The organism is Lysobacter antibioticus HS124 (assembly GCF_000336385.2).
Lineage (GTDB): Bacteria > Pseudomonadota > Gammaproteobacteria > Xanthomonadales > Xanthomonadaceae > Lysobacter > Lysobacter firmicutimachus.
This window is the reverse complement of the sequence record NZ_HG424474.1, coordinates 1-15,086: the sequence shown is the minus strand read 5'-3', so window position 1 is coordinate 15,086 and position 15,086 is coordinate 1. Positions and strand designations below refer to the sequence as shown.

Annotated in this window: 16 protein-coding genes; 11 read left to right on the top strand and 5 right to left on the bottom strand. The window is 69.9% G+C overall.

What is annotated here, in order from left to right:
• Positions 1-320 precede the first annotated feature (320 nt).
• Together TX83_RS07780 and TX83_RS07775 are read right to left on the bottom strand one after the other, a co-directional pair.
• Positions 321-1,673: an APC family permease gene (locus tag TX83_RS07780; RefSeq protein WP_064747372.1), complete on the bottom strand. Its 1,353-nt coding sequence runs from the start codon at positions 1,671-1,673 to the stop codon at positions 321-323.
• 283 nt (positions 1,674-1,956) lie between these two features.
• Positions 1,957-2,853, bottom strand: coding sequence for a LysR family transcriptional regulator (locus TX83_RS07775; RefSeq protein WP_064747371.1), 897 nt, complete (start codon positions 2,851-2,853; stop codon positions 1,957-1,959).
• A gap of 185 nt (positions 2,854-3,038) precedes the next feature.
• Between TX83_RS07775 and TX83_RS07770 the strand changes: the two genes are divergently transcribed.
• From TX83_RS07770 to TX83_RS07750, 5 genes are all read left to right on the top strand, one after another.
• Complete coding sequence (locus tag TX83_RS07770) at positions 3,039-4,040, top strand: aldo/keto reductase (protein WP_064747370.1); 1,002 nt, start codon at positions 3,039-3,041, stop codon at positions 4,038-4,040.
• 400 nt (positions 4,041-4,440) lie between these two features.
• Positions 4,441-5,769: a M20 family metallopeptidase gene (locus TX83_RS07765; protein ID WP_064747369.1), complete on the top strand. Its 1,329-nt coding sequence runs from the start codon at positions 4,441-4,443 to the stop codon at positions 5,767-5,769.
• A 140-nt stretch (positions 5,770-5,909) separates the two neighbouring features.
• The gene (gene queF / locus TX83_RS07760) at positions 5,910-6,737 is read left to right on the top strand and encodes an NADPH-dependent 7-cyano-7-deazaguanine reductase QueF (RefSeq protein ID WP_064747368.1); all 828 of its coding nucleotides are present in this window, start codon (positions 5,910-5,912) and stop codon (positions 6,735-6,737) included.
• 228 nt (positions 6,738-6,965) lie between these two features.
• Positions 6,966-7,268, top strand: a complete 303-nt coding sequence (locus TX83_RS07755) for a LysM peptidoglycan-binding domain-containing protein (RefSeq protein WP_064747367.1) — start codon at positions 6,966-6,968, stop codon at positions 7,266-7,268.
• 49 nt (positions 7,269-7,317) lie between these two features.
• Entirely contained in the window at positions 7,318-7,812 is a 495-nt protein-coding gene (locus TX83_RS07750) for a hypothetical protein (RefSeq protein ID WP_064747366.1), read from the top strand.
• Positions 7,813-7,964: 152 nt separating this feature from the next.
• Here TX83_RS07750 and TX83_RS07745 read toward each other — a convergent pair whose 3' ends face one another.
• Positions 7,965-8,363, bottom strand: a complete 399-nt coding sequence (locus TX83_RS07745; RefSeq protein ID WP_064747365.1) for a YchJ family protein — start codon at positions 8,361-8,363, stop codon at positions 7,965-7,967.
• Positions 8,364-8,434: 71 nt separating this feature from the next.
• Between TX83_RS07745 and TX83_RS07740 the strand changes: the two genes are divergently transcribed.
• Together TX83_RS07740 and TX83_RS23790 are read left to right on the top strand one after the other, a co-directional pair.
• Positions 8,435-9,142 carry a UPF0149 family protein gene (locus TX83_RS07740; RefSeq protein ID WP_064747364.1) on the top strand — a complete coding sequence of 236 codons (708 nt, stop codon included), beginning with the start codon at positions 8,435-8,437 and terminating at the stop codon, positions 9,140-9,142.
• Positions 9,143-9,255: 113 nt separating this feature from the next.
• The gene (locus tag TX83_RS23790) at positions 9,256-9,837 is read left to right on the top strand and encodes a YkgJ family cysteine cluster protein (RefSeq protein WP_261370058.1); all 582 of its coding nucleotides are present in this window, start codon (positions 9,256-9,258) and stop codon (positions 9,835-9,837) included.
• Between the two features lie 88 nt (positions 9,838-9,925).
• Here the strand turns inward: TX83_RS23790 and TX83_RS07730 are convergent, their stop codons facing one another.
• Positions 9,926-10,159 (bottom strand): hypothetical protein, encoded by a 234-nt coding sequence (locus TX83_RS07730; RefSeq protein ID WP_087960689.1) that lies wholly within the window; start codon positions 10,157-10,159, stop codon positions 9,926-9,928.
• A gap of 311 nt (positions 10,160-10,470) precedes the next feature.
• On the opposite strand from TX83_RS07730, the gene icd reads away from it, so the two are divergent.
• Both icd and TX83_RS07720 read left to right on the top strand, forming a co-directional pair.
• Entirely contained in the window at positions 10,471-11,799 is a 1,329-nt protein-coding gene (gene icd, locus TX83_RS07725; protein ID WP_064747362.1) for an isocitrate dehydrogenase (NADP(+)), read from the top strand.
• A 138-nt stretch (positions 11,800-11,937) separates the two neighbouring features.
• Positions 11,938-12,414: a hypothetical protein gene (locus TX83_RS07720; RefSeq protein ID WP_141233403.1), complete on the top strand. Its 477-nt coding sequence runs from the start codon at positions 11,938-11,940 to the stop codon at positions 12,412-12,414.
• 194 nt (positions 12,415-12,608) lie between these two features.
• On the opposite strand, the gene TX83_RS07715 is transcribed toward TX83_RS07720, so the two are convergent.
• The gene (locus TX83_RS07715; RefSeq protein ID WP_064747360.1) at positions 12,609-13,634 is read right to left on the bottom strand and encodes a DUF4344 domain-containing metallopeptidase; all 1,026 of its coding nucleotides are present in this window, start codon (positions 13,632-13,634) and stop codon (positions 12,609-12,611) included.
• A gap of 245 nt (positions 13,635-13,879) precedes the next feature.
• Between TX83_RS07715 and TX83_RS07710 the strand changes: the two genes are divergently transcribed.
• Together TX83_RS07710 and TX83_RS07705 are read left to right on the top strand one after the other, a co-directional pair.
• Positions 13,880-14,272, top strand: a complete 393-nt coding sequence (locus TX83_RS07710) for a hypothetical protein (RefSeq protein ID WP_064747359.1) — start codon at positions 13,880-13,882, stop codon at positions 14,270-14,272.
• On the top strand, positions 14,269-14,760 hold the full coding sequence (locus TX83_RS07705; protein WP_064747358.1) for a hypothetical protein: 492 nt from the start codon (positions 14,269-14,271) through the stop codon (positions 14,758-14,760). The genes TX83_RS07710 and TX83_RS07705 overlap by 4 nt, the downstream gene beginning before the upstream one ends.
• Positions 14,761-15,086 lie beyond the last annotated feature (326 nt).

Below are 15,086 nucleotides of genomic sequence, written 5' to 3'. Positions count from 1 at the left end.
GGAGCGCCGGCCGGCGGCACGGCGCCGGCGTCCGCAGCGGCGGTCGGTAGCGAAGATCCGGCGGGCGAACCGGCAGGCACGGAAGCGGCGGCGGCGGACGACGCCGTGGCGTGCGGCAGGGCGGAATCGGACGCGGCGGTGGCGGCGGTGCTGGCCATCTGCAAGCGCACGGCTCCCGCATGCGTCGGCGTTACGATGGAAGAGTAGGCCTCAGCGGCCGGTCAACGATCAAGCGCGCGCGAGGCGATTGGCCTGTCCGTTCGAGTCCGCTTTCCCCTGCCGGCCATGGTGCCGATCCGGCGTCGCGGGAATGTGATGCTTCAGCGCGCCCCGCGCCGGCGCAGCGCCAACAGCCCGTACACGCCGACCAGGGCCAGCAGCGACACCGCGATCGCCGCCCATTGCGCCGCACTCATCGTCGCCAGCACCGCGGCCATGATCGCCGTCGCCAGCGCAGGCACCGGCCAGCGTCCGCCGGGCAGGCGGAAGGGCGCGCCCGCGCCGCGCAGGTCCAGGGTTTCGGCGCGCCAGGCCGCCACCGACACCGCCAGGAACAACAGGCAGATCGCGCCGCCGGAGATCAGCGCCAGGGTCTCGAAGGTACCGGCCAGGGCCAAGGCCAATGCGATCCCGGCATGCGCCGCCAGCGCTGTGCGCGGCACGTGATAGCGCGCGTCGACGCGGCCGAAAGCGTCGGGCAGGTAGCCGTCGCGGCCCAGCGCGAACAACAGGCGCGAGGACGAAAACAGATTGCCCATCAGGAAGCCCGCCATCGACACCCCGGCGGCGACCAGCAGCGGCGCCTGCGCCGGCGGCCACACCGCACCGGCCGCGGCCGCCACAGGCGCGGTGCTGTCGCGCAGGGCGGACCCGAGCAGGCCCTGGCAGGCGACCTGGATGCCCAGGTACAGCAGCACCACCAGCGCGATCGCCGTCATCGTCGCGCGCGGCACGTGACGCGCGGGATCGCGCACTTCGCCGGTGGGCACCAGCGCGGTTTCCATGCCCGAGTAGGCGAACACCACCAGCACCATCGACGAACCCAGCGCACTCCAGGAGGGCGGCGCGACCCCCAGGCCGATCCGGCTCCAGTCGACGAACCAGATCCCGACCGCGACCAGCAGCACCAGCGGGGTCAGCTTCAACGTCGCCAGGGCCACGATCGCGCGCGCCCCGAGCTTGACTCCGAAGGCGTTGAGCGCGAACAGCAGCGCATACGCCGCGGCCAGGAACGTCCCCCGCGGCACGGGATCGCGCAACGCCGGCCAGGCATGCGCCGCCTGCTCGGCCAGCGCCGCGGCGACGCCGGCGCTGGAGGCGGTGTTGCAGACCCACATGAGCGCACCGGCGAGGAAGCCGGCGAACGGCCCGAACGCGGCGCCGACGAAGGTGTAAGGCCCGCCCGTCGCCGCCGCGCGGCTGCCGATCGCGGAGAAGCACAGCGCGATCGGCACGATCGCCAGCGCACCGGCCACGAACACCAGCGGCGCGCCCGGTCCCAGCCGTCCGTACAGCAACGCCGGCAACATGAAGATGCCGGCGCCGACGATGATGTTGATGATCGAAGCGCCGAGCTGGAACGGCCCCAGCGCACGCACCAGCGCGGCCTCGCCGCGCAAGGCGCCGGCGCCTTGTACGGGCGCGGGCGGGTCGGACGGAACGGCAGCGGTCATGGCGGCTCCCCGGCGGATCGAGGCAGCCTCGCACGCCGCGGCAACGCAGAGAAGGGAGCGGATCGAAGCCGGAACCGCAGAATGAGAAGTGCGGCGCGGAACAAGGTGCGGGCGCAGGCCGCCGCGCAAATCGACTCGGCGACACTCGCAACGCGTTGCCGCCGCGCCGGCCGGTGCGTTCCCGGAGGGCGACCAACCAGTCTTTTTACGAAGAGAGAAACAGCCGGCTTGTGAGGCGGGGAGTGGGCAGCGACGGATACGGTGTAAGCCGGCTCGCCCTGCCCTACCCCAACGCCTCGCGCAGGAAATCCACGAACACCCGCAGCTTCGGCGGCAGTTGCCGGCGCGCCGGATAATAGACGTAGAAGCCCGGGAACGGCGGCAGGTAGTCCTGCAATACCTCGACCAGGCGCCCTGCGCGCAGGTCCTGCCGCGCGATCGGCTCGAACAACTGGGCCAGGCCGAGCCCGGCGCGGGCGGCGTCCAGGATCGCGCCGCCCTCGTTGAGAATCAGCCGGCCCTGCACTTCGACGGCGACATCGCGACCGTCGCTGTGGAATTCGAACGGATGCAAGCGGCGGCTGCCCGGCAGGCGCAAGCGGATGCAGTCGTGGCCGACCAGATCCTGCGGCGTGCGCGGCGCCGGCCGCCGGGCGAAGTAACCGGGCGCGGCCACCACCACCTGCCGCTGCGCGCCGCCGACCGGCACCGCGACCATGTCGCGGGCCAGGGTTTCGCCGAGCCGGATGCCGGCGTCGAAGCCGCCCTCGACCAGATCGGCCAAGGTGTCGTCGACGAAGAGCTCGACCTCCAGCTCCGGATAGCGCGCCAGGAACGCCGGCAGATGCGGCTCGACCAGGATCTTCAGCGCAGTGCGGCCGGTATTGATCCGCAAGCGCCCGGTCGGGCGATCGCGCACCGCGTCGAGGTCGTCGAAGGCGGCTTCGATCTGGGCCAACGCCGGAGCGATCTGCCCGAGAAAGCGCGCGCCGTGCTCGGTCAGCCCGACCCGCCGGGTGGTGCGGTTGAGCAGGCGCACGCCCAGCCGTGCCTCCAGCGCGCGGACGGTCTGCGACAAGGCCGAGGGCGAGACTTCGAGTTCGGCCGCGGCCCGGGTGAAGCTGCCGCAGTGGGCGACGCGGGCGAAGGCCAGGACCGCGGGCAGGGGATGGGCGGACATGCGGCGGGCGGCACGGACGAGGGCTCGATTATGAAGCAACACTTCATAAGGCGTAAGGATAGAGCCGGTTTTTCGCGCAATCGCACCGGCCTAGAGTGCCGCTCACGCCCCGGGGACGCGATTTTCGGCGTCGTCCCGGACCGGCGCATCGCTTTACCTCCCCCTCATCCGCAAGGAGCTTCCGCATGAGCACGCTTCCGACCCGCCGCCTCGGCCCCGCCGGCCCCGCCGTGTCCGCCCTCGGCCTGGGCTGCATGGGCATGAGTTTCGCCTACGGCGCCGCCGACGAAACCGAATCGCTGGCCACCCTGGAGCGCGCCCTGGAACTGGGCGTGGGCTTCCTGGATACGGCCGACATCTACGGCCCGCACGCCAATGAGGAACTGCTGGGCCGCTTCCTGCAGGGCCGCCGCGAGCGGGTGTTCCTGGCGACCAAGTTCGGCTTCGTGCCGGACCCCGTCGACCCCAACCTGCGCACCCTCAGCGGCCGTCCCGAGTACGTGCGCAGCGCGGTCGAAGGCAGCCTGAAGCGGCTGCGCACCGACCGTATCGATTTGTACTACCAGCACCGCGTCGACCCGACCGTGCCGATCGAAGACACCGTCGGCGCGATGGCGGAACTGGTCGCGCAGGGCAAGGTGCGTTATCTCGGCTTGTCCGAGCCGTCGGCGCAGACCCTGGAGCGCGCCCAGGCGGTGCACCCGATCGCCGCGGTGCAAAGCGAATACTCGCTGTGGACGCGCGACCCCGAACGCAACGGCGTGCTCGAGGCCTGCGCGCGCCTGGGCATCGGCTTCGTGCCCTACAGCCCGCTCGGCCGCGGCTTCCTGACCGGCGCCATCACCGACGCCGGCGCGCTCGCCCGCGACGACTTCCGCCTCAGCACGCCGCGGTTCCAGGGCGAGAACTTCGACCGCAACCTGGCGCTGGCGCGACAGGTGCAAGCGCTGGCCGCCGCCAAGGGCTGCACCCCGGCGCAGTTGGCCCTGGCCTGGGTGCTGGCGCAAGGCGAGCACATCGTGCCGATCCCGGGCACCAAGCGGCGCAAGTACCTGGAGGACAACGTCGGCGCAGTGAACGTGAGCCTGTCGCCGGCGGAACTGACGCAACTGGACGCGTGGTTCCGCCCGGAAGCGATCGCCGGCGCTCGCTACACCGAAGCGGGCATGGCCTTGATCGGGCGGTGACGCAGGCAGCGTGGTTTCTTGCTGGGGAAGAGCGGAAGCAAATCCCCCTACGCCCCTTTTTCAAAGGGTGGAACAGCCCAGCGGTCTGAGAGCGGGGAACAGTAAAGCGCGCAAGCGTTGTTGCTCTGAAGGGAGTCCAGCACATGGCGGGTGGGCCCGCAAAGGTGCAGGCCCTGTTGCCGCCCTGGGAAAAGGGGCGCGCGCCGGACGCCGGTACGCAGTCGGCCCTGCAGCGACGCGAGGGGATTTGCTTTACGCCCTGGCACTCCCCGCGCACGCCAGGCCATCGTCCCTGCGCGCCCAGACGGTGTTGTGCGCCGATCGCGCACCCACCAAAGTCGCGCAGCCGCGGCGGCGGGCTTGGGCTAGGATCGGGGTCTTCCCGCCCGGAGTTGCGTCGATGAAGCGTCCGCTGACCCTCGCGCTGAGCTGCGCCCTCGGCTGTACCGCCCTCGCCGCGCTGTCTCCGGCCGCCGCCGCGGAGCGTCCCGAAGTCACCGCCGCGGCGGCCAAGCTCAAGGCCGACGTGGTGCGCTGGCGGCGCGATTTCCACCAGCATCCGGAACTGTCCAACCGCGAACAGCGCACCGCGGCCAAGGTCGCCGAACACCTGCGCGCGCTCGGGCTCAAGCCGCGCACCGGCATCGCCCGGCACGGCGTGGTGGCGATCGTCGAGGGCGGCAAGCCCGGGCCGAAGATCGCCCTGCGCGCCGACATGGATGCGCTGCCGGTGACCGAGCAGGTCGACCTGCCGTTCGCGTCCAAGGCCACCGCCAGCTTCCGCGGCGAAACCGTCGGGGTCATGCACGCCTGCGGCCACGACGCCCATACCGGCATCCTGCTCGGCGTCGCCGACGCGCTGGTGGCGATGAAGCAAGACCTGCCCGGCCAGGTCATGCTGGTGTTCCAGCCGGCCGAGGAAGGCCCGCCCGCGGACGAGGCCGGCGGCGCGCCGCTGATGCTCGAGGAAGGCCTGTTCAAGGACTTCAAGCCCGAGGCCATGTTCGGCCTGCACGTGTTCTCGACCCTGCAGGCCGGCCAGATCGGCGTGCGCCAGGGCCCGCTGATGGCGGCCTCGGACCGCTTCTCGATCAAGATCAAGGGCCGCCAGACCCACGGCTCGCGCCCCTGGGGCGGCATCGACCCGATCGTCGCCGCGGCCGACGTGATCGGCAGCGCGCAGACCATCGTCAGCCGCCGCAGCGACATCGCCAAACTGCCGGCGGTGGTCAGCTTCGGCGCGATCAAGGGCGGCATCCGCTACAACATCATCCCCGACGAGGTGGAGATGATCGGCACCATCCGCACCTTCGACGAAGGCATGCGCCAGGCGATCTTCAAGGACCTCAGGAACGTCGCCGAGCACGTCAGCGCCGCGCACGGCGCGCGCGCCGAATCCAAGGTGCCCGACCAGGACGGCAACCCGGTGACCTACAACGACCCGGCGCTGACCGCGCGCATGCTGCCCAGCCTCAAGGCGGCGGCCGGCGCGGACAAGGTGGTGGAGATGTCGCTGGTGATGGGCGCGGAGGACTTCTCCTACTACGCCAAGCAGGTGCCGGCGATGTTCTTCTTCGTCGGCTCGACCGAGGCCGGGGTCGACCCGGCGACCGCGCCGAGCAACCACTCGCCGCAATTCAAGCTCGACGAGAGTTCGCTCGACCTCGGCCTGCGCGCGATGCTGCAGGTGACGCTGGACTACCTGCACGGACAGCCGGCGGCGGGGTAAGTCGCGGCGGGCAGGGCGCTAAGCGAGATCGAATCCCCGCTCGTCCCCTTTTTTCAAAGGGGGGGGAAGCTCGCCGGAGCTCAACGGCGGCCGGACGGCCGGTTGGGGCCGGGACCGGCCGCAGCGGCTAAAATATCGCCATGACCTCCCATGACCTGCCCCTCGGCCGCCACGTCGACTACCCGCGCGAGTACGACCCCTCGCTGCTGTTCCCCATCGCCCGCTCGCTCGGCCGCGCCCATATCGGCCTGTCCGACCAGGCGCTGCCCTTCGTCGGGGTCGATCGCTGGCATGCCTACGAGCTGAGCTGGCTCGACGGCCGCGGCAAGCCGCGGGTCGGCACGGCCACCATTTCGGTGCCGGCCGCTTCGCCGCAGTTGATCGAATCCAAGTCGCTCAAGCTCTACCTGAATTCGTTCAACGCCACGCGTTTCGAACGCGAGGACGAGGTGCTGGCGCGCATCGTCGCCGACCTCTCCCGCGCGGCCGGTGCGCCGGTCGAGGTCGCTTTCGGCCTGCCGCCGATCGACGAGCGCGGCGATGGAACCGCAGCGGTTGCCGACTCGATCGACGAGCTCGATGTCGCCATCGACGACTATGGCCCGCCCAATGCCGAACATCTGCTCGCCGACGCCGGCACCGTGGTCGAAGAAACCCTGTGCAGCGCGCTGCTGAAGTCCAATTGCCCGGTCACCGGCCAGCCGGACTGGGCGCGGGTCAGCATCGCCTACCGCGGCCCGCGCCTGGACCGACCGGCGCTGCTGCGCTATCTGATCTCGTTCCGCGACCACGCCGAATTCCACGAGCAGTGCGTGGAACGCATCTATGCCGACCTGTGGCAACGCGGGCAGCCGCAATGGCTGTCGGTGGAAGCGCGCTACACCCGCCGCGGCGGGCTCGACATCAATCCCTGGCGCGGCAGTCCGGGGCGCGACCGGCCGACGCCGGGGCGCGACTTGCGCCAGTAAGCGGGCGCGGCGGTCGCACCGCCGCACCTCGCGATAACACTGTTTATTTAGTGTGCCACCTGGTCCGCCGAGGGCCGGGCGGCGCCTGCGCGTTCGACCGACCGCGGCCTACTGAATACCGGCAATCGGATTATTCAGATTTGTAATGTGAGTTCACGCCGGCGCTATGCATTTTTAACAATCTTCGTGTCATGTTGCCTGCGCCACTTCGGCAGGAGCCCTCAACCCATGACTACCCCGGATAAGAAAGCCGATTTCTCCGACGTGAACGTCAACGTCGACACCACCGCGGACAAGGTCCAGAAGGCCGACTTCAGCGACGTGTCGGTCAGTGTCGATACCACTGCGGAAAAGGTCGGCGAACAGACCTACACGGTCGAAAAGGGCGACACGCTCTCGCACATCGCCAAGCAGTTCTACGGCAAGGCGAGCAAGTGGAACGCGATCTTCGAGGCCAACCGCGACCAGCTCGACGATCCGGACAAGATCCAGCCCGGTCAGATCCTCAAGATCCCGACCCTCAACGACTGACGTCGACGGCGTTCCACCTCACTACCCGGCCTTTCCCAGGAGATCCACCATGCTGATCCGCAATCGCACGCACTACGCCGTCGCCGCCGCCCTGGTCGCCGCTCTGGCGCTGGCGGGCTGCAAGAAGAAGGAAGAACCGGCTCCGACTCCGCCCCCGGCCGCCGAAACCCCGGCTCCGGCGCCCGAACCCGCTCCGGCTGCGACCCCGGCTCCGGCCGCGCTGAGCGTCACTTCGGTCACCCTCGGCACGACCGCCGGCGCGGACAAGAAGATCACCGCTCCGACCACCTCGTTCAAGCCGACCGACACGATCGTCGCCTCGGTCGCCACCGACGGCGCCGCGACCAACGCCAGCCTGAGCGCCAAGCTGACCTACCAGGACGGCCAGGTGGCGGGCGAAGAGACCCAGACCCTCAACACCGCCGGCGCCGAAACCACCAACTTCAACTTCTCCAAGAAGTCGCCGTGGCCGGCCGGCAAGTACAAGGTCGAAGTCAGCGCCAACGGCGCGATCGCCAACACTGCCGAACTGGAAGTGAAGTAACCCTCTCTCTCCGCCTCTCGTGGGCGGGCAAGCCCGGGCGCGGCTCACTGCCGCGCCCTTTTTTTGTCCGCGGCTCGGGGCCGGCGATGCGCTTGCCCAGTGCTCCGCCTGTCGCCGCAGGCGCGGCGGGCGCGGCCGTACCGAGGGGGCGCTCATCCCTGCGGGAAGGTCCCGTCCAGGTAACGCCAGCCGCCGTCGACCCGCGCGAAACGGCTGATTTCGTGCAGACGCACCGCCGAACCGCCGCCGACTCGATAGCGGGCGACGAACTCGACCGTCGCTGTGTCCGCGCCGTCCTGGCGATGCCGCTTCACCTCCAGTCCCAGCCAGCGCACGGCCGGATCGAACTCCAGTTCGTCCGGGCAGGTCGTGGGGTGCCAGCTGGTCCGCAGATACGCCAGATCGCCCAGCACGTAGGCGCTGTAGCGCGAACGCATCAAGGCCTCGGCGCTCTCGGCCGGGTCGCCCCGGTGCAGGCGGCCGCAGCAGGCGGCGTAGCGGCGGGCGGGGTCGCAGGGGCAGGCGGCGGGCAGGGCGATGCGGGCGGTCATGGCGCCATTTTCGGCGCGAACACGCCGCAGCGACTACCATGCGCGTCCCCTCTCGTCCGCAGAACCCGATCATGAAAGCGCCCGCCTACCTCGACGACGACCAGATCGAACGCCTGGCCGACCTGCTCGATCAGCGCGCCGTGCCCTACAAGGGCTTCAACCTGGAGGCCCTGGACGGGTTCGTCTCGGCCCTGGTGGTCGGTCCGGAACAGCCGCCGGCGACGGAATGGCAGCCGCCGGTGTGGGGCGGCAAGGCACCGCGCTGGAACGACGAGGCCGAGGCGGCCGAGGTGGCCGCCCTGCTGCAGGGCCACTGGAACATGGTCAGCGCCCGCGTGCGCCACGGCGACGACGACCTGCCCGATCACCTGGCGCCGCTGCTGTGGCTGCCGGAAGAGCCCGACACCGAGCAACCGGACGAGCTCGACGTCGGCCGCGACTGGGCGTTCGGCTTCTTCCGCGGCGTCGAACTGCGCGAAGCCGGCTGGGACCGTTGGCTGGACGAGAACGACTGGATCGACGAGATCTTCGGCCTGCTCGACCGCCTCGCCAGCGGCGAGGTGCTGGGCGAAGACCCGACCGCGCCGGCGACCCCGATCAGCTACCGCGAGCGGCTGGAAATCGTCGCCGGCCTGCCGGGCATGCTGGCCGACCTGCACCACCACCGGATCGACGCGCTGACCCCGCGCGAACCGCTGCGCCGCGCCGACACCCCGGACCGCAACGACCCCTGCCCCTGCGGCAGCGGCAAGAAGTACAAGAAGTGCTGCGGGGCCTGAGGATCGCCGTCCCGGCGACGGACGCTTCCCGTCCGTCGTGGTTCAGTGGTTGCGCCTAAAAGGGGCAGGGATTCGCTCTCGCTCCGCTCCAGCGCGCCGAAAGCCGATCCCCCATGCCGCCGGCCGCGTCGGACTTCGTGCCCGGTGTTTGGCTGTTCCTGCTTTCAAAAAGCGAGAGCATGCGCTTGCGGGCCGCAGGTTCGCGCGCGATCGAACGCCCGCAGGCCATGCCTGTTGGCCGGACGGGCCGGGGATTCGCTGCGGCTCTTCTTCGCACCCCGGCCTTGCCGGACAATACCGCTCCCCTCCCGGCCGCCGATCGGCGTATGTCCTCCCATCCGTGCCTGCGCTGCGGCGCCTGCTGCGCCTTTTTCCGCGTCGCCTTCCACTGGAGCGAGACCGACGCCTGCGCGGGCGGGCTGACGCCGCAGGGCCTGACCGAGCCCCTGGATCCGCACCGGGTGGTCATGCGCGGCACCTACGGCGGAACGGCGGTACGTTGCGAGCAATTGCGCGGCCAGATCGGCCGCGACGCGCATTGCGGGATCTATGCGCTGCGGCCTTCGCCCTGCCATGCGTTGCAGCCGGCCTGGGAACAGGGCGCGCCGAGTCCGCAATGCGACAAGGCACGGGTCGCCCATGGCCTGGCGCCGCTGACGCCGGCGGATTGGCCCGCCGGTGCGGGCGCTGCCTGAGCTGCCGCCGAATCGCGGCCGGCCGCAGCGGCGCCAACGCACGCCACCGCCGCACCCGTGCATGCGGGTGGACGGAGCTCGTCGAAACTCAGTGCGCGGTACGCCGCAGCAGTTGCAGTTCGTCGGCGTCGAGGTAGTGGACCAGGCCGCCGAAATCGGTGTCGACCATGATGCCCTCGCCGAGATACAGCCACTGCTCGTAGCCGTCCAGATAGCGGCCGGTATCGATGCAGGCCACGACCGTGCCGCGGTAGCGGTCGGCGATGCGCACGCGATCGCCGGGCTGGATGCGCTGGCCGTCGGGATATTGCAGCAGCTGCATATCGGCAGACCTCCTGTCGCTGTCCGCTCGCACGGCCCGGAACCGGCTGCGAGGGCGCGGCCACGAGTATCCATCAAAGCGACGAGCGCGGAACCGCGATCCGGCGTCCGGCGCCGGCCGCCCGATCAACGGCAAGCGCCTGCGGGCGCAACGGGGCGTTCCGCGGCGCGGCCGGCTCGCGCACAGCCGTGCGCTTTGCCTCGTCCGGCCCGAACCGCGACAATGGCGGGCCGGGTCGGCTCGCCACCACGACCCGCAGGCACCCTGCACCGTCCATGCGCACGCGCACGGCGGCCCCACTGGAGATCGTAATGACCGAGTTCGTAGCGACGCCGCCCGCAGGCGGCGCCAAGATCACCAAGACCCCGACCGGCCTCAACGTGCCGGATCGCCCGATCATCCCGTTCATCGAAGGCGACGGCACCGGCCCGGACATCTGGCGCGCGTCCGTGCGCGTGCTCGATGCGGCGGTCGCCAAAGCCTACGGCGGCCAGAAGAAGATCGAGTGGATGGAGGTCTACGCCGGCGAGAAGGCCAACAACACCTACGGCACCTGGCTGCCGGACGGCACCGTGCAGGCCTGCCGCGACTACCTGGTCAGCATCAAGGGTCCGCTCACCACGCCGGTCGGCGGCGGCATCCGCTCGCTCAACGTCGCGCTGCGCCAGATGCTCGATCTGTACGTCTGCCTGCGCCCGGTGCGCTGGTTCGAAGGCGTGCCCTCGCCGGTCAAGAAGCCGGGCGATGTCGACATGGTGATCTTCCGCGAGAACACCGAGGACATCTACGCCGGCATCGAATGGGCCGGCGGCAGCGCCGAGGCGCAGAAGGTGCTGGATTTCCTGAGCAAGGAATTCCCCCAGGCCGCCGACAAGATCCGCTTCGGCACCGCCGAGAAGAACGCGGCGTGGCTGAAGGAACTGCAGGCCATCGGCGCCCCGGCGCGCGAGCTGCCGGTCGAAGTCGGCATCGGCATCAAGCCGGTCAGCCGCCTCGGCACCGAGCGCCTGGTGCACAGCGCCATCGCCTACGCGATCGAGAACAAGCGCAAGTCGGTGACCCTGGTCCACAAGGGCAACATCATGAAGTTCACCGAAGGTGGCTTCCGTGATTGGGGCTATCAGGTGGCGCGCGACTACTTCGGCGCGGTCGAGCTCGACGGCGGCCCGTGGCACGTGATTCCGGAAGGCAAGCCGGGCGCCGGCATCGTCATCAAGGACGCGATCGCCGACGCCTTCCTGCAGCAGATCCTGCTGCGGCCGAAGGAATACGACGTCTCCGCGACCCTGAACCTCAACGGCGACTACCTGTCCGACGCGCTCGCCGCGCAGGTCGGCGGCATCGGCATCGCCCCGGGCGCGAACATCAACTACGTGACCGGCCACGCCGTGTTCGAAGCGACCCACGGCACCGCGCCGAAGTACGCCGACCTGGACAAGGTCAACCCGGGTTCGGTGATCCTGTCCGGCGAGATGATGCTGCGCTACATGGGCTGGACCGAAGCGGCCGACGCGATCATCGCCGCGATGGACAAGGCCATCGGCAGCAAGCGCGTGACCTACGACTTCGCCCGTCTGATGGACGGCGCGACCGAGGTCAAGTGCTCGGAGTTCGCCGACGAGATCATCAAGCATCTCTGAGGCGCGCGACGCGCACCGCGATACCGGCACGGGGCGCTTCGGCGCCCCGTGTTTTTTTTGCGCGCGTCCGCCGCTCGCGGCCGCTACCATGCAGGCCAGTGCCGGTGCGTCCGCCGGCACCGAGACCGGGGACCGCCGATGAGCACGCGATTTCAGCGCACCGCGCTCGGATTCATCCGATCGGCTATGCCGGCAGGGCGAGGATTCGCTGCCGCGCTGCCGGTGTTGGCGGCGGCCTGCGCGCATGCGCCGCCGCCCGCGACCGGCCGCGGCGTTATCGACGTGTTGCAGGTGGAAGCGGCCGTGTTCGACGACCCCGCGGGCCGCGACGCCGCGCTGCGGCCGGCCTGCCGCGCCTGGCGACTGAGCGAAGGCCAGATCGCCGCGTTCTTCGCCGCCAGCCGCGAGCTGCGCGAGGGCGGCCGCCACGACTTCTACTGGCTGCCCTGCACGATCGGCGGCCGCCTGCGCGCCGACGGTCGCGAGTGGTCGTTCTCGATCAACGCCGCCGCGACCGCGACCTGGCGCGACGGCGACACGGTGCGCGAATGGGGCTGCGACGCCGCAGCCTGCGAGCCGCTGGTGCTGCTGATGCCCGACGGGCACGAGCCCTGAGTCGCCGCCTGCTCCTGCAGAAGCGGCGTGAGCCGCGACCAAACGAAGCAATGTACGCAAGCGAGGCAACCGAAGCCCTGACCTACGTGCCTTGAGCAACCGGGCTTCGGACGCGACGCGTTGTTCATCGCTTCGTTCGGTCGCGGCTTGCGCCGCTCCTACACAGGCCGTGCGATACCGGCGCCCGTTCGCGCTCAGCGCATGTACGGCGCCTGACTGTTCTCGACCTGCTTCTGCTGGATCTCGGCGATCTTGGCCGCTTCCTCTTCGCGGGTCATGCGGTGCTTGGGCGCGATGTTCGGCTCGATCAGGCGCATCCAGTTGCGGGTGATCTGCTTGCTTTCCTCTTCGCAGCGCAGCGCGCGCGCCTCCGGCAGGCGGCCGCTGGTGACGATGCGCAGGTACTTGCCGGGGTTGTTGCCGTAGATCATGCACTGCAGATTGAAGAAACGCTGTGCGCCGACCGAGTGCTCGTCGGCGTAGGTCGCCATGTCGTGGTTGCCGTCGTCGGTCATCAGGAAGAAGTTCGACGCCAACTGCAGCTTCTGCGCGATATCGCCCTGCGACTCGTCGGCGCTGACCAGCGACAGCATCAGGGTGGTGGCGAGCTGGTCGACCGCGTCCTCTTCGCGCCCGGTGGAGGGCAAGTCGAGCATGTCCACCAGGGCATGGCCGGTCTCGTGCAGCATCAGGAAACGCAGGTTCGCCATCAGGTATTCGAGCTGATCGCGGGTGCCGCCGCCGCTGGCCTGGGCCATCGCCCCGCCCTGGCGCACCAGCAGCTCGAGCATCTCGTAGCACAGCACGATGTCGCCCTTGTCCTTGGCGTAGAAGGCGTTGGTCGTGCCGCATTCGGCGGCGATGAAATTGATCGGCCGCGGCAGGGTCAGCCAACCGTCGAGCTGTTTGATCTCCGGCAATTGCTTGAGCACGTCGATCTCGCGCGCCATGTTGTACATGGCCAACAGCTCGGGGTTGCGCGGCGAGACGTACTGGTAGGTGAAGTGGGTGCCGTCGGCCTTCTCCGCCGCCGGTACTTCGGCCACGGTCGGCGCCAGTTCGGTTTCGGCCTTCACCGGTTCCGGCGGCTTGACCGGCGCGGGCGCGACCGCCGCCACGGGCGCGGCGACCTGACGCTTCTGCCATTCGGTGTAGCCCCAAATCGAGCAGACTGCGATCAGGGCCGTCGCCAGAATGCCGATGATGATTTTCTGTACCATGTCTGTGGCTCTTGTCTGCTGCGTTGCGGGACACGACGATCCCGGTTCCGAGCGCACAAGACGCGGTCGACGACTGGATTGCCTCCGACCGGAAGGCCGGCCGTTCCAATCGGCGCCAGCAGCGTCCATGCACCGTCGGGCGGATGGTACTCCGTTCGTTCCGAGGATGGCATCGAATTTCTGACAGTTGCGCGGCAACCCCGAGGCCGTCCGCGCCGGCCGCCGAACGTCCTGGACCGGATGCCATGACCGCCGCCCCGCCCGACCGTCCCGCCGCCTTCGCCGCCGACGGCCCCTACGCCGGACTGGACCCGAATCTTCTGGCGCCCGAGCTGCGACGCTGCCTGGGTGAAGCCGGCGAGGACTACCTCGATGCGCTGGCCGGCCGCGCGCCGCGCCACGCTGCGCTGGAGACGGACGCGCCGATGCTCAGCGACGGCGGCAGCCTGTCCTATCTCGGTCGCGGCTATCGCCTGTTCGTGCTCAAGCGCCTGGCCCGGCTCGGCGGCGTCGACGGTCTGGTCTACGGGCCCGAATTGCGCTTCGACCCGACCATCGCGCCGCAGGTGCCGGCGCTGAGCGCCACCCGCTTCTACGCTGGCGACGCCTTGCGCACGCTGTTGGGGCATCGGGCATGAGCCGCCTGTTGTTGCGCTGCCTGTGGTACTTGGCCGCCAGCGTCGTGGTCCCGGCAAACGCACTGTGGCTGGACGTGGTCGACGAGCTCGACGCGGCCTGGATGCGGATCCTGACGCCGGAGGTGTTCCTCGGCGAGCTGGCCCTGCTGAGCCTGGCGCTGATGGCGACGACGCTGCTGCCGGGGTCGCTGTTGTTGCTTTGGCGCCAGCGCCGGCGCGGCCCGCGCCGCCACGATCGTTTTGCGTTCGCGGCGATCTCGGCCGCGTCCCTGCTGCTGGCGCTGCACGCCAATCTCACCGATTACGCGCGCTTCTACGGAAACACCTGGGGCCTGTTGGAACCGACCTTCGGCTTCTTCCTGCCGCAGTGGCCGTGGATCACGGCTTGCGTGGCGGTCGCGGTGGCGTTGGAGCTACGCGGCGGGGCCGCGAAACCGGCGCCGGCGGACGCCGACGTCGACGCCCTCCGCCAAGCGCCGGAGCGATGACCCACCCTGCGCAGGGATAGGAGCGGCACGAGCCGCGACGGCCATCCTTCAATCTCGCCGCGTCTTTGTCCTGCGCCTTTGTAGGAGCGGCGTGAGCCGCGACCAAAGGACGCGCAGAGGAATCAACGCCTCCGCCATCGATCGAAGCCCGAAACCATCGCCCCGATCTCGCCGCGCCTTCGTCTTGCATCACTGTAGGAGCGGCGTAAGCCGCGACCACCATCTCGCCCGTTCGCCGCGTCTTTGTCCCGCGTCCCCTGTAGGAGCGGCGTAAGCCGCGACCGCCATCTCGCCCGTTCGCCGCGTCTTTGTCCTACGCCCCTGTA